The 20,710-nt window shown below is 38.0% G+C and carries 21 protein-coding genes and 1 pseudogene; all 22 read right to left on the bottom strand.

Features of this window, described 5'->3' with window-relative positions:
• Nucleotides 1-3: 3 nt before the first annotated feature.
• Nucleotides 4-1,242, bottom strand: a pseudogene (gene fliY / locus ACZ11_RS20865) (flagellar motor switch phosphatase FliY).
• Nucleotides 1,235-2,230 (bottom strand): flagellar motor switch protein FliM, encoded by a 996-nt coding sequence (gene fliM, locus ACZ11_RS20860; RefSeq protein WP_049668449.1) that lies wholly within the window; start codon nt 2,228-2,230, stop codon nt 1,235-1,237. The pseudogene fliY and the gene fliM overlap by 8 nt, the downstream one beginning before the upstream one ends.
• A 34-nt stretch (nt 2,231-2,264) precedes the next feature.
• Entirely contained in the window at nt 2,265-2,693 is a 429-nt protein-coding gene (gene fliL / locus ACZ11_RS20855) for a flagellar basal body-associated protein FliL (protein WP_049668448.1), read from the bottom strand.
• Nucleotides 2,683-2,904, bottom strand: a complete 222-nt coding sequence (locus ACZ11_RS20850) for a flagellar FlbD family protein (protein WP_049668748.1) — start codon at nt 2,902-2,904, stop codon at nt 2,683-2,685. The genes fliL and ACZ11_RS20850 overlap by 11 nt, the downstream gene beginning before the upstream one ends.
• 157 nt (nt 2,905-3,061) lie before the next feature.
• The gene (gene flgG / locus ACZ11_RS20845) at nt 3,062-4,030 is read right to left on the bottom strand and encodes a flagellar basal body rod protein FlgG (protein ID WP_049668447.1); all 969 of its coding nucleotides are present in this window, start codon (nt 4,028-4,030) and stop codon (nt 3,062-3,064) included.
• Between the two features lie 77 nt (nt 4,031-4,107).
• Nucleotides 4,108-4,479, bottom strand: coding sequence for a TIGR02530 family flagellar biosynthesis protein (locus ACZ11_RS20840; RefSeq protein WP_049668446.1), 372 nt, complete (start codon nt 4,477-4,479; stop codon nt 4,108-4,110).
• Nucleotides 4,480-4,494: 15 nt separating this feature from the next.
• Nucleotides 4,495-5,196: a flagellar hook assembly protein FlgD gene (gene flgD, locus ACZ11_RS20835; RefSeq protein WP_049668445.1), complete on the bottom strand. Its 702-nt coding sequence runs from the start codon at nt 5,194-5,196 to the stop codon at nt 4,495-4,497.
• 2 nt (nt 5,197-5,198) lie between these two features.
• Nucleotides 5,199-6,470 carry a flagellar hook-length control protein FliK gene (locus ACZ11_RS20830; protein WP_049668444.1) on the bottom strand — a complete coding sequence of 424 codons (1,272 nt, stop codon included), beginning with the start codon at nt 6,468-6,470 and terminating at the stop codon, nt 5,199-5,201.
• 24 nt (nt 6,471-6,494) lie between these two features.
• Nucleotides 6,495-7,103: a MotE family protein gene (locus ACZ11_RS20825; protein ID WP_049668443.1), complete on the bottom strand. Its 609-nt coding sequence runs from the start codon at nt 7,101-7,103 to the stop codon at nt 6,495-6,497.
• A gap of 4 nt (nt 7,104-7,107) precedes the next feature.
• Nucleotides 7,108-7,557, bottom strand: a complete 450-nt coding sequence (gene fliJ / locus ACZ11_RS20820; RefSeq protein ID WP_049668442.1) for a flagellar export protein FliJ — start codon at nt 7,555-7,557, stop codon at nt 7,108-7,110.
• A 1-nt stretch (nt 7,558) separates the two neighbouring features.
• Nucleotides 7,559-8,884, bottom strand: a complete 1,326-nt coding sequence (gene fliI / locus ACZ11_RS20815; protein ID WP_049668441.1) for a flagellar protein export ATPase FliI — start codon at nt 8,882-8,884, stop codon at nt 7,559-7,561.
• A 5-nt stretch (nt 8,885-8,889) separates the two neighbouring features.
• Nucleotides 8,890-9,678, bottom strand: a complete 789-nt coding sequence (gene fliH, locus ACZ11_RS20810; RefSeq protein WP_049668440.1) for a flagellar assembly protein FliH — start codon at nt 9,676-9,678, stop codon at nt 8,890-8,892.
• Entirely contained in the window at nt 9,671-10,684 is a 1,014-nt protein-coding gene (fliG, locus tag ACZ11_RS20805; protein WP_049668439.1) for a flagellar motor switch protein FliG, read from the bottom strand. Before fliG ends, fliH begins: the two co-directional genes overlap by 8 nt.
• Nucleotides 10,685-10,699: 15 nt before the next feature.
• Nucleotides 10,700-12,292 (bottom strand): flagellar basal-body MS-ring/collar protein FliF, encoded by a 1,593-nt coding sequence (gene fliF, locus ACZ11_RS20800; protein ID WP_049668438.1) that lies wholly within the window; start codon nt 12,290-12,292, stop codon nt 10,700-10,702.
• A 356-nt stretch (nt 12,293-12,648) separates the two neighbouring features.
• Complete coding sequence (fliE, locus tag ACZ11_RS20795) at nt 12,649-12,954, bottom strand: flagellar hook-basal body complex protein FliE (protein ID WP_049668437.1); 306 nt, start codon at nt 12,952-12,954, stop codon at nt 12,649-12,651.
• Between the two features lie 23 nt (nt 12,955-12,977).
• Complete coding sequence (flgC, locus tag ACZ11_RS20790; protein WP_049668436.1) at nt 12,978-13,439, bottom strand: flagellar basal body rod protein FlgC; 462 nt, start codon at nt 13,437-13,439, stop codon at nt 12,978-12,980.
• 3 nt (nt 13,440-13,442) lie between these two features.
• On the bottom strand, nt 13,443-13,835 hold the full coding sequence (gene flgB, locus ACZ11_RS20785) for a flagellar basal body rod protein FlgB (RefSeq protein WP_049668435.1): 393 nt from the start codon (nt 13,833-13,835) through the stop codon (nt 13,443-13,445).
• A gap of 1,407 nt (nt 13,836-15,242) precedes the next feature.
• A complete protein-coding gene (gene codY / locus ACZ11_RS20780; RefSeq protein ID WP_049668434.1) occupies nt 15,243-16,022 on the bottom strand; it encodes a GTP-sensing pleiotropic transcriptional regulator CodY in 780 nt (259 codons plus the stop codon).
• Between the two features lie 86 nt (nt 16,023-16,108).
• Nucleotides 16,109-17,506, bottom strand: coding sequence for an ATP-dependent protease ATPase subunit HslU (gene hslU / locus ACZ11_RS20775; protein WP_049668433.1), 1,398 nt, complete (start codon nt 17,504-17,506; stop codon nt 16,109-16,111).
• Nucleotides 17,506-18,051: an ATP-dependent protease subunit HslV gene (gene hslV, locus ACZ11_RS20770; protein ID WP_049668432.1), complete on the bottom strand. Its 546-nt coding sequence runs from the start codon at nt 18,049-18,051 to the stop codon at nt 17,506-17,508. The genes hslU and hslV overlap by 1 nt, the downstream gene beginning before the upstream one ends.
• A 20-nt stretch (nt 18,052-18,071) precedes the next feature.
• The gene (gene xerC / locus ACZ11_RS20765) at nt 18,072-18,971 is read right to left on the bottom strand and encodes a tyrosine recombinase XerC (protein WP_049668431.1); all 900 of its coding nucleotides are present in this window, start codon (nt 18,969-18,971) and stop codon (nt 18,072-18,074) included.
• 421 nt (nt 18,972-19,392) lie between these two features.
• A complete protein-coding gene (gene trmFO, locus ACZ11_RS20760; RefSeq protein WP_049668430.1) occupies nt 19,393-20,706 on the bottom strand; it encodes an FADH(2)-oxidizing methylenetetrahydrofolate--tRNA-(uracil(54)-C(5))-methyltransferase TrmFO in 1,314 nt (437 codons plus the stop codon).
• Nucleotides 20,707-20,710: the final 4 nt, after the last annotated feature.

The raw sequence follows: 20,710 nt of genomic DNA, 5'->3' as shown, positions 1-20,710 counted from the left end.
AAACTATCTTAAATTATTTAAACGCTCTGCTTGACTTAAAACATCCGTAATGCGGACACCGAAGTTTTCATCAATAACAACGACTTCACCTTTAGCGATTAAACGACTATTAACTAAAATATCAACTGGTTCACCAGCTAACTTATCTAGTTCAATAATCGAACCACTTGATAGTTCTAAAATCTCTTTTACAGAACGCTTTGTACGTCCTAACTATACAGTAACTTGCAATGGAATATCAAGTAGCATATTTAAATTTCTAGCTTCAGATTGCGAGATAACATTTGTATCAAAACTAGCAAACTGTGCTTGTTGAACATTGACCGGTTGAATAGGTCTTGTTGCTTGAGGAATCTGTTGTTGCTCTTGATACACTGGTTGCTGCACCGGCGCTGCCTGCTGTTGATATACCGGCTGCGCAGGCGGTGGTGTTACAGGTGCTTGTGGTTGCATGAACGCTTCTGGTTGTACAGGCGACGGTGCTACTGGCGCTTCAGGTGCTATTGTTGCAGCCACAGGTTCCTCGATTGATTCTGTTTCTCCTAGTAGAGATTTTACAATGTTTTGACTAAATTTCAGCGGTAATAATTGCATTAGATTCGAATCAATTAAATTACCAATTTTCAATCTGAAGGATACTTTTACGAGTAAATCATCTTCAGGAATATTTTCTCTTCCTTCGTTTTTAGAAATATTCATTAAATCAATAGAAGGTGGAGAAATATCCACTTTTTTATTAAATACTGTCGACATTGAAGTAGCCGCTGAGCCCATCATTTGATTCATAGCTTCTTGCACGGCACTTAGCTGAATTTCACCTAAATCTGGTTTCGGATTTAAGCCATCTCCACCTAACATTAAATCAGCAATAATCGCTGCATCTGATTGCTTAATAACAAGTAAATTCATACCTGTTAGCCCGATTGTATATTCAACCTGTACGGCTACATAAGGATGAGGAAATTCCTCTTCTAATTTATTTCGGTTAATCATTGAAATACTTGGGGTAGTAATATCTACTTTTTGACCTAATAAGGCTGAAAGCGCCGTGGCAGAGCTACCAAAAGATATATTTCCTACCTCACCTAACGCATCTTGCGCAAACGAATCGAGGTAATCCTCTACTTTTAAATCATTAATTTCCTCATTTGTAGAAGCTTCAGTGCCGCTGTTTTTATCTTCCAACGTTTCGCCCCTTAATAACGCTTCAATTTCTTCTTGGGAGAGCATTTCATCACTCATCTTCGTCTCCTCCTTTCAAAGGGTCGATAATCTGGATTGCTAATTTTTTGCCTTGCTTTCCTGGTTGAACAGTAAATTTCGGTAATGTCCCTACTTTTAACAGTAGTGGATCTTCAATTTTTTGTTCTAATTGAATAACATCACCAACTTGCATTGTGAGGAAGTCCTCAATGGTAATGTCTGTAATACCTAGTTCAACGGAAACAGGTAATTGTGCTTGTTTCACACGTGTTTCAAGCATTTTTGTTTGCTCTGGAGACATCTCTTTTGTATTAGTCTGCATCCAGTAACGGACAGAAAGATTTGGAACAATTGGCTCCAATACAACATGCGGAATACAAATATTAATCATACCGCTTGTCTCACCGATGATCGTATTCAAGGAAATAACGACAACCGTTTCATTTGGTGAAATCATTTGTAAAAACTGAGGATTGACCTCAAGTTCTACTAAAATCGGATCAATTTCCGCCACATTTTCCCATGCCTCGCGTAAATTGTCGAATGAACGTTCAAAAAGGTTTGTCATAATTTTAGTTTCAATTTCTGTTAAATTATCAACATTACTATGACTCGCCCCACTACCGCCCATTAAACGATCTAACATCGAGTAGGCAATGTTTGGGTTTATTTCCATCAATATATTACCATCTAATGGCGGCACTTCAAACACATTAATGAGTGTCATATTCGGAATCGAACGTACAAACTCTTCAAATGGTATTTGGTCCACTGATGCAACAGTAATCTGCACATAGCTTCTAAGCTGTGCAGAAAAGAAGGTTGTCAGTAATCGTGCAAAATTTTCATGTATTCGGGTCAAACTTCGGATTTGATCTTTCGAGAAACGCAACGCTCGTTTAAAGTCATACACTTTAACCTTGCGACCCTCGTCCTCTTTTTTCATGTCATCAGCTGACATTTCCCCAGTTGATATAGCGGAAAGCAGCGCATCTATCTCTGATTGAGATAACACATCTCCTGCCATTTGCCCACCTCCATTTCAAGCAGTTTCTTTATTATTATGTTGTGATGAAGGAGGTAAGATAAATTTCCTGAACTTCTCCCTCTTGCATCAATTCATTTAATCGTGTTTTTAATGCTTTTTGGAAAATTTGTTTACCTTGTTTACCTTCTAAATCTTTTTGCTCCATTTCAGAAAGCTCTTGAATAACGATGTTTTTCACTTGGAAATCACGCTTCGTTAACTCAGCAGCCGCATCTTTATTCGTTGTTTGAATTTTTAACGACAAACGTACAACTTTGTTATCAGCTAAATTTGTTGTAATTTCCGGAATTTCAACAGAAGCTTCTACAATTTCATCAATGGTTGGCTCAAGAGACTTTGCCGGCTTATTAAATTGGTTAAACAATACAAAGCAAATTCCACCGATAAGTATAATTGCTACTAGTACGATGATAATCATCGTTAACACTTTGTTATTCTTCATCTTCTTCACCTCGTAGATGCGGGTTTGATAGTATTTGTATATTTTTATAAAAGGCTGTTACCTTTTGTCGCACCTCATCTTCACTCTGTAAAACAATGATTTTGGTTCCAGTCGTTAATGTAATGGTCGTATCTGGAAAAGATTCGACCGTTTCTATGTATAAAGCATTCAATGTAAATGCTTTGCCATTTAAACGTGTTAGTTCAATCATTGAAATAGGGCCGGGTCTAGCACGAGAGCCGGCCCGACCCTCCCTCATATGAAATTATGTTTTTAGTTTTGAGCACTTCGTAATCTTAAGTGGTATTTTCTTTACCTGTATGATCATATTAAGAATATATCTCATACTAAAATCTACTTATTAAAACCTAGCGTTTTAAATTTACAAGCTCTTGAAGAATTTCATCAGAAGTTGTGATAATACGTGTATTTGCTTGGAAACCACGTTGCGCCACAATCATCTCAGTAAATTCTTCAGATAAGTCAACGTTAGACATTTCTACCTTTCCTGCAGCAATACTACCCATACCTGCCACAGTACCTACTTGTGCATAAGCTACGCCTGAGTTTGTTGTTTGTTGATAGTAATTGCCGCCAACTTTAGCAAGACCACCAGCATTCGGGAATTTAGCCATAATCAATTGACCAGCCCACTGTAAATCACCATTTAAATCTATATAATTAACCGTACCATCAGCTCCAATGCTTACTTCTTTAGCTGTTGGCGGAATACGAATAGGTCCTACAGTACCATCAGCAGGTGTTAACTCTCCAGCATCATCAAATAAATTAGCACCTTCATCACCAGATGCTTTTGGTCCATCTGCCGCTAAAATACCTGTATCATCCTTCTCGATAACAAGTTCGTCTCCAGCTGTAATACCTACCAAATATTTACCATCACCATTTACTAAGTAGCCATTATTGTCCATGTAGAAAATACCGTTACGAGTAAATAACGTGTTATTGAAACCTTCTTCATCAATAAATCCAGAAGTTTCGTCTGGAGCGCCATTGGCATCAGCCACCATAAAGAAGCCTTCACCTTCAATACCTAAATCTAATCCACGTCCTGTTTGCTGTAAAGATCCGCCACCATGGATAGTATCGATAGTAGCTAATTGTGAACCTAAACCTACTTGTTGTGGGTTTACACCCCCACGCGTCGCTGTAGACCCAGTTGCGCCTGCCTGTGTTTGAGACATTAAATCTTTAAAATTAACACGCCCCTTTTTAAAACCAACTGTATTAACGTTAGCAATATTATTACCAATAACGTCTAACTTTGTTTGGAAGTTTTTAAGACCTGAAATACCTGAATACATAGAACGTAACATAATGTCGTTCTCCCTTCATTTATATTGTGTGCCTCTATCAATCAGCACACATAGGCTTCCTTTCAAAGGTCCAGCCCTTATAGCACTATTGTGCCGTCAATATTTGTAAATATTTGTTGTTTTGCTTCCGTGCGATCCATTGCTGTAATGACAGTTGCGTTTTTAGCACTGACAATTAGAGCTGCTTGATCCATCAAGACTAATGGTTGTTTTACACCTTTTGAGTGTGCTTCAAATACCTTGTCCGATACAGCCTGCCATTCTTGTTCAGATATCGCTATCTTACGCTCCATAATACGTTCATGGGCATGCTTACTCACTTTTAACTCTTGTTGATTGGTAGCCTCCTGTAAATGAGCTTTAAACGATTGCTGTGATTTTATTGGCGTAGGTTGTGTCTGGCGAATAGATGGATGCAATGGTACACGATGTATTGAAAACTTATCCATCTTTTTTCTCCACCTTTATTCGCTTATTACGGTAAAATCTTTATCTGTTAATTTTTTGTCATTGTCTAAGACATAATGAGTTACGCCATCTTTAGTTGTTACAGAAACGATACGTCCTTGTAATTCTTTCTCGCCGTCCATATACGTAACATTTTTACCAATTAGTTTGCTTGCTTGTACAAGTGGAGATTCTGATTCTGTTACTACATTATCACTCGAACCGCCTAAAATAGCTGAAATATTACCAGGAGTTAATTCCTTACCATCAGCTAGTACAAACACCGCATCACCGTCTACAAACTTCACAGATTTAATTGTGCCTGTTCCTTCATTAATAACAGGTTTGCCTTTTTCATCTAGCTTATCTGTTAGCTCATGCCATTTTACTTCCTTACCAACAAATGATGTATAATTCATAAGCTGTGTTTGCTGCTGTGAGGCAAGTAATGATTCCACCGCTTTTGTCATATTTTGCATTTGTTCTAAAGAAGAGAATTGTGCCATTTGAGAAATGAATTCTCGGTCGTCCATTGGATTTGTTGGATCTTGGTGTTGTAGTTGAGTAATTAATAATTTTAAGAAAGCATCCTTTCCAAGATCACTATTACCCGTCTGCTTCGTTGGCTTCTTATAATTGGAATAATAAAGTTCATCCGTTACATTTGTATTTACTGGTTTTGTATTTACTGGTTTTGTATTAGTCGTTGCATCTGCCATCTTTACACCTCCTCATTTATTAAATAGTCACTAAATGATTTACCTTCATCGTCCTCGTCGCTTTTTTGCTCTTGCTCTTCTTGCTGTTGTTGCTTGAAGAAATTATTGAAGAAGCTTTGGTCGCGTTGTTGGCGATCTGCGTCTTGCAATGATTGAGCAATATCGAGTCGATCAACTTGAATATTTTGCTGTACAAAGGCTTGCTTTAATTGATGTGCCTGACTATCAAGTAATTCACGTCCATGAGCTGTTGAAGCTAATAGACGGGCTGTGAGGACACCGTCATTTTGCACAAGCTCGATACGTATTGTTCCTAGATTTTCCGGATACAATTTCAAAGATAAGCGTGTAATACCTTGTGCATTCGAGATTTGGGCTCTATTGATGATTGCTTGCATCTCTTTCAAAAATGCCTCAGACTGCGCTGGTTTTGCAGCTGGCAGTGTCACTTGGAACGTGTCTGCTTTTGTTTGGACTGTATTAGAAGTCACCATTTCATTAGCACTTGTGTCTGTCTGCTTTGTAACCTGAACTTGTTGAACTACTTTCTGGAAGCCTTGCAACGGAAGCGTTACTGTTGTTTTAGTTGTTACTTGCTGTTCAGATAGAGTTGTTTCTACTTGTGTTTGAATCGTTGTCAAAAGACTTTTTATGTCAGTTAGTAAGTTTTCTTGTGATGCTATTAAGTCCGTTTTTTGCCCAACTAATTGTGCTAACTTTAACACTTGAAGTAATGGCGCTGCTTCCTTTGGAGTCACTTGCCCTTCGCCTTGTAAAGCTGCTACGATTTGCGTTTGAAGCATTGGTGCCTGAGCGTCTACTATTGCTAAAAGCTCCCATACATCTTTTGCTTCTTTATCTTCTCCTAGCAACTGTTGTACTAATTGTTGAAGTTGCTCGGTATCAATCCCCAATGCATCCATTAGGTTATCAAGATTTAACATTTCATCTATTGCAACAGCTTTGCCTTCATCACCAATTTGAAGCATTAACAAGCCATCGTCGTGTGGAATACCTAGTACATCTAGTACGTCTTCTATAGAATCAGCATTTAAGACTGCTTCTAAATCAGAGGTATCTTTTGCGTCTGTTGACTGTGTAGGCTGCTTTGTTTGATTTGAAGATGAAATAACTTTTCCAAAAACAAAACCAAATGTAGCCGAATTTGCTTTGTTCAACGTTCCATTTTCTTTAACATTTGAAGCGCCTGATGTTGAAGGTTTTGTAGCCGCTGTTTTAGTCTTAGACATCATTTGCATCATTGCCACATCCATTTTTTCACCTCCTTTCAGATTTCCTTATTGTTTAGCCATCATTTCTGTATATTTTGCTGCATCTTGTGGATCCATTTTTTCTAAAATTGCAGCCAATTTATCTGGTTTTAAGTTTGTTAAAATACGAAGAGCTTCAGTATCGCTCATTTTAATAAGAACTGGCGCTGCTGCTTTAGGGGACATTTTATCAAATGTTTTTAAAATATCATTAAAGTCACGCTTTACGTCACTTTGCTCCCTATTTAATTTTTCAACTTCAAATTTTAGCTGTTCATTTTCTGTCGTTATCTTTTCTTTTTCAGTTGTTGCCGTATCCATCTTCTTTTGAAGCTGTACGATTTCTGCTTCTTTTTCTTTTATTTCGGCCTGTAAATTTACAACCTTTGAATCATTATTAACTACAGCTTCTTTTGCTTGTTGTTCTTCTGAAGGAACGAATGGTAAGCTTTGAACTGCCTTCTTCCCTAAATCAAAGACATTCGTATTCATAAGGGTTGCAACAACAAGTAGTACTGCCGCTACAAACATGATAGGTATTACAAACCAAGTAAAAAACTTACGAAGGCCACCTGATTTACGTTTAGGCAGTTGTTCTTCTAATTCTGCTTTAAGTCGATTGTCTGTTTTTGCCATGAAATCACCTGATTTCTCTCTTGTTATATGTAAGTGATGAAATCTCATCTAAAAAAATGCTTTCGATACGATCCTGTTCCTGCTGAAATACTTTAAAATCTTTTTCTCGCATTTTTTCAAATTTACGTACTTCCAAGTTTTTTTCTAATAATTTTTCTTCGTGCCAATTCATTTTTGCACGAGCTTGAACCACTTTCTGCTGTACATCAGCAATTGTTTTTTCGAGGCTATCAATAAATCGTGCATAGTGATGAACTTCCTCTATTGATGAACCTACAGCTAAACGTTCCTGCTGAAACTCTATTAAATCTTCTTTCTTTTTTAACAACTCAAATAGCTTAGTTGCTATTTCTTCAAAAGAACGTACAGATTCTTTATAGGCAATTTCTGTTTCATTTTTTTCCTGCTCTCGAATGGTTAACACTTTTTCAAAACGATATATATAGCTTACCATCCTATTTTCCACCACCGTTCGATAATGAAATTAATTCATTCTTACTTTCCTCAAGGGTTACCTTATCTAAATAGCCCTGCTTTAAATAAGCGGTAATGAGAGGTTCATAGTAAATGGCTTCATCAATTTCCTTCGATGTTCCTGTCTTATAGGCACCGATATTAATTAAATCCTCTGACTTGTCATATGTATAATAGAGCTCTCTTAATCGTTCTGCAGCCTTTTTGTGCTCTGGCTCTGCCACATGATTCATCAAACGGCTGACACTTTTTAATACATTAATAGCTGGATATTGACCTTTATTGGCAAGGTTTCGATCAAGGACTATATGTCCATCTAAAATCCCTCGCACCGTATCTGCTATTGGCTCATTCATATCATCACCATCTACTAACACTGTATAAAAGGCAGTAATAGAGCCTTTCTCATTAGTACCTGTGCGTTCTAATAGTTTAGGTAAAATTGCAAATACAGATGGTGTATATCCTTTTTGAGCTGGTGGTTCACCTGTCGCAAGACCGATTTCACGTTGCGCCATAGCAATACGAGTCACAGAATCCATCATCAACATGACATTTAAGCCGCGATTTCTAAAATATTCGGCAATTGCTGTTGCGGTAAAGGCCCCTTTAATTCGCATTAGTGCAGGCTGATCAGAAGTAGCAGCTACTACTATTGATCGACTTAAACCCTCTGGTCCTAAATCACGTTCTATAAACTCACGTACCTCACGACCACGTTCTCCAATTAGCGCGATTACGTTTAAATCCGCTTGGGTATTTCGAGCAATCATACCGAGCAATGTACTTTTCCCGACCCCAGAACCAGCGAAAATACCAACACGTTGTCCATTCCCCACTGTTAGCATGCCATCAATTGCTTTAACACCTACTTCAAGTCTTTCATTAATAGGTGGGCGCGTTAGTGGATTGGGTGGGTCCTGCTCTGTCGGAACTGTCATTAATCCTTTCGGTAATACAGTTCCATCTATTGGATTTCCCATAGAATCAAGTACTTTACCGATTAGCTCAGGGCCCACTTTTACCTCAAGTGGCGCCCCTGTCCCTTCGACTAGGCAGCCAATTGATATTTCTCTAAGAGAAGTAAAAGGCATTAAGACGACAATTTCATCTTTGAAGCCTACAACCTCTGCTAAGATGATTTGATGGCCGTTTTTAGAAGTTTCCACATGAATTTTACAGACATCACCAATGGAACTATCTGGACCTTGTGACTCAATCATCAAGCCGACAACTCTAGTTACTCTACCAAATTTTTTAAAGGTTGGTATTTGAGGAATTTGTTCGATTAATTGAGCCGTTTTCATCTAGATCATTCCTTACTTTCTAATATTTCATGTAGCTTCAATCTTAGTTCGTTCAATTGCTCATCAATACTTACAACGATACGGCCATGATTTGTTTCAATAAAACAATCTGTTTCATTTTCTAACTCCTCATTTACAAAAATCATAAACGGTACGTCAGTTGGGAACATTTCAGCTAGTTCATCACGATTAGCAGTAATTAAAGCGTAGTAGGTAGGCGAAACGTAAATTTTTATTTCTTTCATTTCTCTCGCTTCTTTAAGTCCTCTACGAACAATCGAAACAAATAATTCGTTATCTCGCTCTAAAGATGCATCAATTATTCGTTCTGCAGCAGTTAAGCCTAGCTCTAAAATAACGGATTCCTGATCTTCAATATATTTTCGAGCATTTTCCCTCGCATGAATGATTATTTCATTGGCCGTTTGAAGAGATTGTGCCATCGCTTCATTAGCTTTGTTCATCCCATCCTCATAGCCTTGACCAAATCCTTCATCATAAGCTTCTTGCACTCGATTAGGTCGTTCTTCTTCCCAACCTTGCTTTAAATGTTCTATTTCTTGAAAGAACATTTGCTTTTCTTCTTCAAAAGCCTCACGTTCAGCCTGTAAAATAGCTCTAGCCTCTGCAAGCAAACGTTCGCGCTCTTCTAGTACTTCTTCAATAGTAATTTGTTTTTGAGGTAGAATTTCTCCATCTACTATATCTTGCATCTCAAACATGTCACGAATTTGAATCTTTTTGACATGATCGCCATTGGACTGTGTGTATACAGAACGGATGATTCTAGACAATGACGTCATCTCCTCCACCACGTGCAATAATAATCTCACCAGCATCCTCTAAGCGACGAATAACCGCAACAATTCGAGATTGCGCTTCTTCTACATCACGCAAACGTACAGGTCCCATAATTTCCATTTCTTCTTTAAATGTCTCAGCCATACGTTGTGACATATTGCGGAAAATAATATCTTTTACTTCTTCACTTGAAACTTTCATTGAAAGCAGTAAGTCTTCATTTTCACAATCACGAATAACACGTTGAATTGAGCGGTTGTCGAGCGTAACAATATCCTCGAATACAAACATACGTTTTTTGATTTCTTCTGCAAGCTCTGGATCTTGGATTTCGAGTGCATCGAGAATCGTTTTTTCCGTTTGTCGGTCTACACCATTTAACACTTCAACAACTGCGTCAATGCCACCCGTTTCCGTGTAATCCTGTGTAACAGTTGATGATAATTTACGCTCTAAAACAGATTCAATTTCACTAATAACTTCTGGTGAAGTTGATTCCATTACGGCTATACGTTTAGCAATATCAGCTTGTACTTCTTGTGGTAATGAAGATAAAATAACACCCGCTTGCCCTGCCTCTAAATAAGAGAGAATAAGGGCAATTGTTTGTGGATGTTCATTTTGAATAAAGTTAAAAATTTGTGATGGATCAGCTCTACGTGCAAAGTCGAATGGACGCACTTGTAAAGAAGATGTTAGACGATTAATAATTGTTTGCGCCTGTTCTACACCAAGTGCTTTTTCCAATACTGTCTTCGCGTAACCAATACCACCCTGTGTAATATAATCTTGAGCAAGTGCAATATTGTGGAATTCTTCAATAATTTCCTCTTTAACATTTGCTTCTACTTTTTTCACGCTTGAAATCTCTAATGTTAAACGTTCAATTTCTTCTTCTGTTAAGTGTTTATAGACAGAAGCTGAAACCTCAGGCCCTAATGAAATTAACAAGAGAGCGGCCTTTTGTTTTCCGGTTAATTCCTTATCTTTCTTGGACACAGCCTAACCTCCTAGTTAGTCTTCCGCAATCCAACTACGCAGTAACTTCGCAAAATCGTCTGGCTTTTCTTTTGCCATTTTTTCAAGCTGCTTACGACGCATTGTAGCTTCCGTTTCAATTTCTTCATTTATATCTTCAATCATTAGTTCTTCTTGTTCATCTAGGATACTAAGTTCTTCTTCTTCCTGCGCACGTTTACGTGAACGGATAATGAAGAATGCAAGCAATAATATTACAGCTAGTAATATTCCGCCGATTACCCAAACCCACCATGGAATAACAGATTTTTCGCTAGCTGTCTCTGTCGCTTTACCATTTAAAGGATGCACTGATACAGCTACTTTTTCATCGATTTGATCTTGAGTAAGTTCAGCTGCAACATCTTTAGAAATCGTCGTACGAACAATAGTACTTAAAATTTTCTGGATATCCTCTTGGACCCCATTTGGTAACGTTCCCGCGTCAGTGGCTGTCGGTGGTTCAACAATTACTTGGATACCCATATCTTGAATTTTATATGGTGCCTCTTGAATTTCTTTGTTTATACGGTTTACTTCATTATTAATTGTCTCTTCAGTTTTTTCGTAATCCCCATTACCATTTGCACCTTCGTTATACGTTGTGAAGTTATCTGTCGTCGTTTCAGCTTCAGGTGTACCAGTAGCTGCAGCTCCTGTACCAGAGTATTGCTCTGAAATACGTTGAGCACTTATAGCTATTCCTGCCATATTCTCTACATCAACCGGCGTAACTAGTTTTTCTTCACGATTTTCTTTTTTGAAATCGACGTCAGTTGTCACAGAGACTACTACTTTGTCTTGTCCCATAAGTGTACCTAGCATACTTTGAACTTGTCGTTGTAGGTCACGCTCAATCAATTTCTTCGCTTGTAACTGACCTTCTGCTGTCGTTGTTGAAGTTCCATCAGTAGTCGCTGCATGTAGATCAAAGTAATCTGAAAATTGGTTAGAAATAACAATATTATCCGTACTTAAATTCGGAACACTTTTTGACACTAAATTGTACATAGTGGCAATTTGTTGTTCTGTAAATTTATAGCCAGGATCAGTATTCAAAACAATAGATGCTGTCGCTGCTTCTTTAACATCCTTTAAGAAAACTCCCTCTTCCGGAATGTTGATCATTACCTTTGCATCTTTTACACCATCTAGATTTTTAATGAGCTTTGCAATTTCTGTTTCAGTCGCTGCTTTTTTCAATAGATTAAACTCATTATCTGTCATACCAAACCCAGAGCTATTTGCAAAAGAGTAATCAATCGATCCTGATTGCGGATATCCTTCCGATGCCAACTGCACTAACAATGAATCTACTTGGTCTTCAGGTACTGAAATCGATGTCCCACCTGGTTCAATTTCATACTTTACACCTTGAGTGTCTAGTGCTTCCTTCACTTGTCCGATTTCTCTTGTCGATAAATCCTTATAAAGTGGTACATATGTAGTTTTTGTAGCAAAAATTGTAATAACGGTAGCAAGCGCTATAATCCCTAATACTGAACCAATCATCACAATTTTTTGTTTTTTACTGCGACTTGTCCAAAATTGGCTGGTGTCGTTTTTTATTTTCGTCAATCGTTCATTCATTATGAATCCTCCGGTTATAGTGAATAACCTATCCATCTAATAATTCGCGAAAACAGTGATATCCCATAACATTTAATCATTATCATCACCATAACAGTTTGATTTCCGTTTCGATTAGGTTTTTTCCTAGGAGCGTCCGATGAGCCACTTGGGACAATCCGGATGTTGGTCACGAAGGCATCACCACAAGACGTGATGCTATTAACCTTCGTTCCCTACTGTCTCGCTCCAGTTTATTATCTGTAACGTAATCCCTAAGGAATCGTCTATCCTCCACATCAATCATTCATTAAAAAAACTTTAAATTATAGGATATATTCTTTACTTCAATAGTGAATGCATCACTTGAAATAAAGTTAGACACTCATTCGCATTATTTCTTGGTAAGCTTCAATCACCTTATTGCGAACTTCAATTGTTGCATTTAATGTAATGCTCGCTTTTTGTGATGCAATCATCACTTCGTGCAACTCTACATCTCCACCATTAATTAACTTTTGAGTAAGATTATCAGAAGTAATTTGTTGATCATTAACTTTTGATATTGCTTCTTTTAACGAGTTCGCAAAGCTCTGTTGTGCTTCATAAGGTGTCGTATTAAGTTTATTTGTTTCATTTACAACCTGAGTAGGTGTCATTTGTGAAACGGACGAAATTGTCATTATGTATCTTCCTTTCTTCTTATTTATCTTCCAATCTCTAAAGCCTTTGTCAGCATGGATTTATTTGCATTCAATACAGTTACGTTTGCCTCGTATGAACGAGTGGCTGACATTAAATCTACCATTTCTTTTAATGGATCTACATTCGGCATATTTACATAGCCCTCTGCATTCGCATCGGGATGAGTTGGATCATACACAAGTTTGAAAGGTGTTTCTGTATCTTCTTTTATTTGTGTAACTTTTACACCGTTACCAACGCCACTTTTTGCGTTTTTACCAAGTGCGACATTAAAGTACTTTGAAAACTGTCCCTCTTGCGCTGTAAATGTCACAGACTTTCTACGGTATGGTTCCCACTCCCCATTCACTTGTCTAGCACGCGTTGTATCCGTATTTGCCATATTCGAAGAAATGACATCCATTCGCAAACGCTGTGCTGTTAAAGCTGAGGCAGTGGTATTCATTCCATGAAAAATAGACATTTATTACTTACCTCCTTTAATAACAGTATTTAATGTATTTAACTTACCGTTCATACGTTCAATTAATGCGTTGTAATAAATTTGATTTTCCGCTAGTTTCGCCTGTTCAGCATCCATATCCACGGCATTACCGTTATTTCGATAACGTAAGCCATCAACATTATTCACACCAGGTGTTGATTGTCGAATCTCGAAATCATAATGTCTACTATCAGTACGATATGCCGAAATTGACATTTGTTGTTCTTTCTCCAACATATCCTTAAAACTTACATTTTTCGCCTTATAATTCGGCGTATCGACATTCGCAATGTTATTAGCGATTGTTTTATGATTCAAAGTTGCATAGGAAAGTCCGTTTTCCAGGCTACTAATAGTTCCTCCAAACAAATCCAAAACATTCACCTCATTTATGTATTTCATTTTTTATCCAATATCACAATTGTAATTAATATGATACGTAGTGTCTATTGTCTTTTGTCACTTTCTAGTAGTGAATACGACCTATTTTTATTTACAAATAACCAGGACAATACTTCCGCACCCCTTACTACGACAGGCTTCACGGAGCACGACATATATCTAGTCAATTTACACTATTTCGACAGTGTTTACGGTTATAGAATTGAATTTCCCCCTTTTTTTAACAAAATAACGGTAGACACAATGTCTATATTAGAGTTCCTTTTTACTATTTAAGTACAAGTTGGTAATATTACACAAAATTCAGAATAGTAGTTCTATACTGGCTTATAAGTAACCAATGGAGTATTTGTTTTTTTCACTTATGCAAAAAGTAATTCGCATTCAAAAAAACTAATTTAGGGAGAAAGCAATGATAATTGCGTCTACGAGGGTTAAAAACTTACCTATGGAGATGAGGAAAAGGATTAAAACATAGATGATTCCTCCCCCCTATTTAGTACTATATCATAGTTCGACTTAATTAGAGTATTGTAAACCAGCTGAAAATTTCGTCGAATCCTTGTCGAATTACGAAAAAGTTCGAAAAGGCATCTGAAACATAATTATTTCAGATGCCTTTCATGTTACTAATGAAATTTAGGTGTGAAAATCAATTATGCCTCTGCATAATTGCGTCCGAAATCGGAAAGGAGGCTTTAACTTTTTGCTGAAAAGTGACTTAAAACCGCATTCATCTCGCCACATATAGAGGTGGGAGACTTCGAGCTGAAAGGAAGTTAAATAAATTATGGCTCATTTGGCAAAACTAGCGGTTGATTTCAGTTCCTGCTGGATGCTTTGTAGCTGTCGCTTTGCTTTCGCTACAGAAAACATTTGTTGCTGACGCTTCGCTTTCGCGCAGATAAAACATTTGTCGCTGACGCTTCGCTTTCGCGCAGATAAAACATTTGTTGCTGTAGCTTAGCTTTCACACAGAGTAAAGCTTCCTGGGGCGTCCAATGAGCCGCTTCGCTTCGCTACAGGGTCTCGGGCCAACAAATGTTTTTTGCGCGAAAGCGTAGTGCTAACGCAGCGACAGCAACGTGTTTTTGTCTGTTCGAAAGCGAAGCAGCAGCGGCAACAGCACGAAGTTGGTCACTCAGTCGTTGCCACAGGTTGTGCCGTTCTTAGACTGAGTTCCTCTATTTCAGCAGGGTGTTTGGACACCCTCCGAAAAGTAACTTAAATCCACATTCATCCTAACTCTTATAGGAGTGGGAGACTTCTGTAACTGCCGCTTCGCTTTCGCTACAAAAAACACTTGCTGAAAGAAATTAAAAGGCATCTGGAAAACTTCATTCCAGATGCCTTAAACCGTTCCCAAAGAACGTTTTATTATTATTTCATTTTAATTTCAGCTAATGCATTTAAGAATTTATCGTTTAGTACTTTAATGTAAGTACCTTTCATACCTAAAGAGCGAGATTCGATTACACCTGCAGATTCTAGTTTACGTAATGCGTTTACGATTACTGAACGTGTAATACCAACTCGGTCTGCAATTTTTGAAGCAACAAGTAAGCCTTCGTGGCCGTCAAGCTCTTCAAAGATATGTTCAATTGCCTCTAACTCACTGTATGAAAGAGAATTAATTGCCATTTGTACAACAGCTTTGCTACGAGCTTCCTCTTCAATTTCCTCAGATTTTTCACGTAAAATTTCCATACCAACTACTGTTGCACCATACTCAGCTAAAATTAAATCATCATCCTCGAATTGTGAAGATAAACGAGCAAGAATTAATGTACCAAGACGCTCACCACCACCAACAATCGGAACAATCGTTGTTAATGCATTTTGGAATAGCTCTTTGTTTTCAACTGGGAAAGCAGTATGTTCGTCATTGATATCTAAGTTTGAAGAAGTTTCTGAAATTGTAAATAAGCTATGTGTATATTCTTCTGGGAATTGACGCTCTTCGAACATCTTTTTCATACGTTCATTTTCAATTTGTTGGTGAATTGAAATGCCTAAAAGCTTCCCTTTACGGCTTACAATATAAACATTGCTGTCTATAATATCTCCTAATGTATCTGCCATTTCTTTAAAGTTTACTGGCTTACCAGCAGATGCTTGGAGCATCGAGTTAATTTTACGCGTTTTTTCTAATAAATTCATTATATGTTCCTCCTATAAATATTCCGAAGAGTATTTACTTAATATTCTAAAGTTTTTTACAACTGAACAAAAACCATTCAGCCTTCTTACAATATAAACTGTGACAAATCTTTGTTTTTTACTATACCCGCAAGTTTTCTATCTACATATGCAGCATTGATCGGAATACTAGCAGGAGCAATTTCTGCAGCTTCAAAGGATAGTTCTTCCAACAAACGTTCTAAAATTGTGTGTAAACGTCGAGCCCCAATATTATCAGTCTCTTGATTGACCTCTGTTGCAATTTCTGCAATTCGTTCAATCGCGTCTTCCGTAAAGTTTATTTCCACGCCTTCTGTTTCTAATAATGCCTTGTATTGCAAAATAAGTGATTGGTCTGGTTCTTTCAAAATACGCACAAAATCTTGTTTTGTTAGTTTTTCTAGCTCTACTCGAATCGGGAATCGACCTTGCAATTCAGGAATTAGATCTGATGGCTTCGACATATGAAACGCTCCAGCAGCAACGAACAGCATAAAGTCCGTTTTTACAGCACCGTACTTCGTCGTTACAGTAGAACCTTCAACGATAGGCAGAATATCACGTTGCACACCCTCACGTGATACATTCGCAGAAGAGTTACTATCCTTACTAGCGATTTTATCAATTTCATCAATAAAAATAATACCTGACTGTTCAGCTCTTAAAACAGCTTCTTGGGCAACTTCATCTGCATCTATCAGCTTATTCGCTTCCTCGATTGTTAAAATACGGCGCGCATCTTTCACTTGTACACGGCGTTTCTTTTGCTTTTTAGGCATCAAACTAGATAACATATCCTGCATGCCATTGTTTGCAGACATATCCATGCCCGTTCCTTGTAACGCATCAAAAATAGAATGATTTTGTTCAGTTACTTCAACTGTAACCCATTCATTCTCTAATTTACCATTACGTAAATCAATAGCGATTTGCGCACGTTTGGAGCGTACTTCAGTTTCTTCAGAGGAATCGTCATTGGCCTGCTGTTCTTTCCCACCAAATAACATTTCAAATGGATTTTGCATAGACTGTTTTTTTCGTAAGGAAGGAACTAATAACTTAACGATGGCTTCGTTTGCTAATTCTTCTGCTTGGTCCTTCACAGACTCCATCATTTCTTCTTTCACAAGACGATGAGAAGCTTCTACTACATCACGTACCATTGACTCGACGTCGCGTCCAACGTACCCTACTTCTGTAAACTTTGTTGCTTCTACCTTCACAAATGGTGCATTCGTAAGTTTTGCAATTCTTCGTGCAATTTCTGTTTTTCCGACACCTGTAGGTCCAATCATCAAAATATTTTTCGGAATTACCTCAGCCTTCATCTCATCACTTAATAATGAGCGACGATATCGATTACGAAGTGCAATAGCTACCGCTCGCTTCGCTTCATTTTGTCCAACGATATAACGATCCAAATGCTCAGTAATTTGTCTTGGCGTTAAATTATTTTTTGTCATTAGTTAAGCGCCTCCACGATAATATTATGATTCGTAAACACACAGATTTCAGCAGCGGTTTCTAATGCCGCTTCTGCAATTTCGCGAGCAGACATTGTATCACCCGCATATTTTTTCAGAGCACGACCTGCTGATAATGCATAATTACCCCCAGAACCAATTGCCAAAACCCCATCATCCGGTTCAATTACTTCTCCTGTACCCGAAACAAGAAGGAGCGTACTTTTATCCATTACAAGTAGCATGGCCTCTAATTGACGTAGCATTTTATCACCGCGCCATTGCTTAGCCACTTCAACCGCTGCACGTTGTAAGTTGCCATTGTATTCATTTAACTTTCCTTCAAACATTTCAAAAAGTGTAAAAGCATCGGCAACCGATCCGGCAAATCCGGCTAACACCTGCCCATTAAACAGACGTCTGACCTTCCTTGCTGTACCCTTCATCACAACCGCATTCCCTAGGGTTACTTGACCATCACCTGCCATAGCGCAACCTCCATTATGATGAACTGCAAATATCGTAGTCGCATGAATTTGTCCCATTTGCCTTCCTCCTTAGCTTATTATGCCCTTGGATGAGCATTCATATAGGTTTGACGAAGATGCTCTTTTGTTACATGTGTGTAAACTTGTGTAGAAGTTAAATGAGCGTGGCCTAATAACTCCTGCACCGTACGTAAATCTGCGCCATTATTCAATAAATGTGTGGCAAAAGTATGGCGAAGCATATGTGGATATATTTTCGTATGGAGCGAGGCATTGTCAATCATTTCTGTTAAAATATGACGTACACCTCGTGGAGTAAGTTCCCCACCGCGCATGTTGACAAACAATTGCTGATGACTTGTGTTTTTCATCAATCGTGGACGAGCTTGTTCTATGTAATCCTGCATAGCTAAACTCGCAAATTGCCCGAATGGAATAATACGTTCTTTTCGCCCTTTTCCCATTACTCTAATAATTGAATAATGAAAATCAACATCTCCTACTTGAATAGAGGTGAGCTCACTTACACGAATACCGGTTGCATATAACAGCTCTAATATAGCTGTATTTCTTAATGATTTCAAATCATCGCCAACATTCGCATCAAATAGCTGCTTCAATTCTTCTTCGTAGAAAAAACTAGGTAAGCGTGATTCTTTTTTCGGATGATAAAGTGATCGAAACGCCCCATCATCTAATCCGTACTGTCTATTTAGAAAGCGATAGAAAGAGCGTATTGAGGATATTTTCCTTGATACCGATGATCTTGCTCTCTTTTCATCGTACAACTTCGTTACATAAAGACGTGCATGTATATACTCAACACTAGCTAAATCATTTACGCCTTCCACCTGCAAAAACGCTAAAAAATCTAGTAGATCCGATTCATATTCTCGCACTGTATGAACAGAGAAGTTTTTTTCAATTTGGATATAAAGCATAAACTGCTCAAGTGCATCTTGGGACGAAACTAACATTAAAAGATTCACCACCAACGAATTATTATAAACCTTCTCAAAATTACGGCTCATTACCATAACGTGGGGTTGGTTTCCGTTCCGGCTGGTCGCTTTCCCAGGGGCATCCAGTCGGAACGGAAACCAACATATATACATAGCATACGTTTCAATGCCATCGCTAATGTTTGGTAATTCGCCCAAATACTCACACCTAAAGAATGTACAATTTCGTTTATCTCTTTAGGTTTGTCACTTTGGGTATCGAAAAGTAGAAAACATACATATTGACACTATACCTATCTTCATCATATAGCAAGTGGAAATGTTTATATTTTGAGAAAATCTCCATACAAAATAATAAAATACGTGTAAATTAGCATTTTACCTACAAAAAGAAAAAGCCTCTAAGAGTATATCAACTTTTAGAGGCTTTTTGCAATCAAATTGTTTGTGAATTCACAAAATTACGAATTGTGCTTATTGCACGTGTTGCATGCATCTCTGCACGCTCTGGTTTTGAACGACGGCCTGGTGGTAGTTCAGGGAAAATTCCGAAGTTGACGTTCATTGGCTGGAAGTTTTTAGATTGTGCTTCTGTTATATAACGCGCCATACTTCCTAACGCCGTTTCGAATGGGAAGATAATTGTTTCTTGCCCCATTGCTACTCGAGCTGCATTTATACCAGCAATTAATCCACTACCAGCAGATTCAACATATCCTTCGACACCTGTCATTTGACCTGCAAAGAAAATATTTTTTCGCTCGCGAAGCTGATAAGTTTTCTCTAGAACCTTTGGTGAATTAATGAACGTATTTCTATGCATAACCCCATAACGAACGATTTCAACATTCTCTAATCCCGGGATTAATTGCAGTACTTCTTTCTGTGGTCCCCATTTTAAATGTGTTTGGAAGCCAACAATATTGTAAAGAGTTCCTGCTGCATCATCTTGACGTAATTGAACAACAGCATAAGGTCGTTTCCCTGTTTTTGGATCTTCTAAACCTACTGGCTTCATCGGTCCAAATAACATTGTTTTCTCCCCGCGAGCAGCCATTACTTCGATAGGCATACAGCCTTCAAAGTAAATTTCCTTTTCAAATTCTTTTAATGGCACAACCTCTGCTTCGATTAACGCTTGACGGAAACGATCAAATTCTTCCTTTGTCATAGGACAGTTTAAATAAGCTGCTTCCCCTTTATCGTAACGAGATTTTAAATAAACTTTTTCCATATCGATGCTATCTTTTTCAATAATTGGTGCTGCTGCATCATAGAAATATAGATAATCTAAACCTGTTAAGCCCTGAATTTTTTCAGCTAAATCTTTCGATGTTAGTGGTCCTGTTGCGATTACAGTAATACCTTCTGGAATTTCAGTGACTTCTTCATGAATTACTTCAACAAGAGGATGATTTTTCACTGATTCTGTCACATAGCCCGCAAATTCATGACGATCCACCGCTAATGCACCGCCTGCTGGTACTGAGCATGCATCTGCTGCCTTCATAATAACAGAATCTAAAATACGCATTTCTTCTTTAATCACACCTACTGCATTTGTTAATCCATTTGCACGTAGTGAATTCGAACAAACAAGCTCTGCAAATTTATCAGTATGGTGAGCTGGTGTTTGCTTTACCGGACGCATTTCATAAAGTTTAACTTTCACACCACGTTGAGCAATTTGCCAAGCAGCCTCACTGCCCGCAAGACCTGCGCCTATTACATTTACTACTTGTTCAGTCATGTTC

Origin of the sequence: Lysinibacillus xylanilyticus (genome assembly GCF_001183605.1) — a bacterium.
In the GTDB taxonomy this organism is placed as follows: domain Bacteria; phylum Bacillota; class Bacilli; order Bacillales_A; family Planococcaceae; genus Lysinibacillus; species Lysinibacillus xylanilyticus.
This window is presented reverse-complemented; position numbering and strand designations above follow the sequence as displayed.

Coding starts and splice junctions, on each gene's coding strand:
- ACZ11_RS20825 (WP_049668443.1), bottom strand. CDS start 7,103: ATGGCAAAAACAGACAATCGACTTAAAGCAGAATTAGAAGAACAACTG.
- fliE (WP_049668437.1), bottom strand. CDS start 12,954: ATGACAATTTCGTCCGTTTCACAAATGACACCTACTCAGGTTGTAAAT.
- ACZ11_RS20840 (WP_049668446.1), bottom strand. CDS start 4,479: ATGGATAAGTTTTCAATACATCGTGTACCATTGCATCCATCTATTCGC.
- fliL (WP_049668448.1), bottom strand. CDS start 2,693: ATGAAGAATAACAAAGTGTTAACGATGATTATCATCGTACTAGTAGCA.
- hslU (WP_049668433.1), bottom strand. CDS start 17,506: ATGACAAAAAATAATTTAACGCCAAGACAAATTACTGAGCATTTGGAT.
- fliJ (WP_049668442.1), bottom strand. CDS start 7,557: ATGGTAAGCTATATATATCGTTTTGAAAAAGTGTTAACCATTCGAGAG.
- flgD (WP_049668445.1), bottom strand. CDS start 5,196: ATGGCAGATGCAACGACTAATACAAAACCAGTAAATACAAAACCAGTA.
- flgC (WP_049668436.1), bottom strand. CDS start 13,439: ATGTCTATTTTTCATGGAATGAATACCACTGCCTCAGCTTTAACAGCA.
- codY (WP_049668434.1), bottom strand. CDS start 16,022: ATGAATTTATTAGAAAAAACGCGTAAAATTAACTCGATGCTCCAAGCA.
- fliM (WP_049668449.1), bottom strand. CDS start 2,230: ATGGCAGGAGATGTGTTATCTCAATCAGAGATAGATGCGCTGCTTTCC.
- flgG (WP_049668447.1), bottom strand. CDS start 4,030: ATGTTACGTTCTATGTATTCAGGTATTTCAGGTCTTAAAAACTTCCAA.
- fliI (WP_049668441.1), bottom strand. CDS start 8,884: ATGAAAACGGCTCAATTAATCGAACAAATTCCTCAAATACCAACCTTT.
- ACZ11_RS20850 (WP_049668748.1), bottom strand. CDS start 2,904: ATGATTGAACTAACACGTTTAAATGGCAAAGCATTTACATTGAATGCT.
- ACZ11_RS20830 (WP_049668444.1), bottom strand. CDS start 6,470: ATGGATGTGGCAATGATGCAAATGATGTCTAAGACTAAAACAGCGGCT.
- fliF (WP_049668438.1), bottom strand. CDS start 12,292: ATGAATGAACGATTGACGAAAATAAAAAACGACACCAGCCAATTTTGG.
- trmFO (WP_049668430.1), bottom strand. CDS start 20,706: ATGACTGAACAAGTAGTAAATGTAATAGGCGCAGGTCTTGCGGGCAGT.
- xerC (WP_049668431.1), bottom strand. CDS start 18,971: ATGTTAGTTTCGTCCCAAGATGCACTTGAGCAGTTTATGCTTTATATC.
- hslV (WP_049668432.1), bottom strand. CDS start 18,051: ATGGGACAAATTCATGCGACTACGATATTTGCAGTTCATCATAATGGA.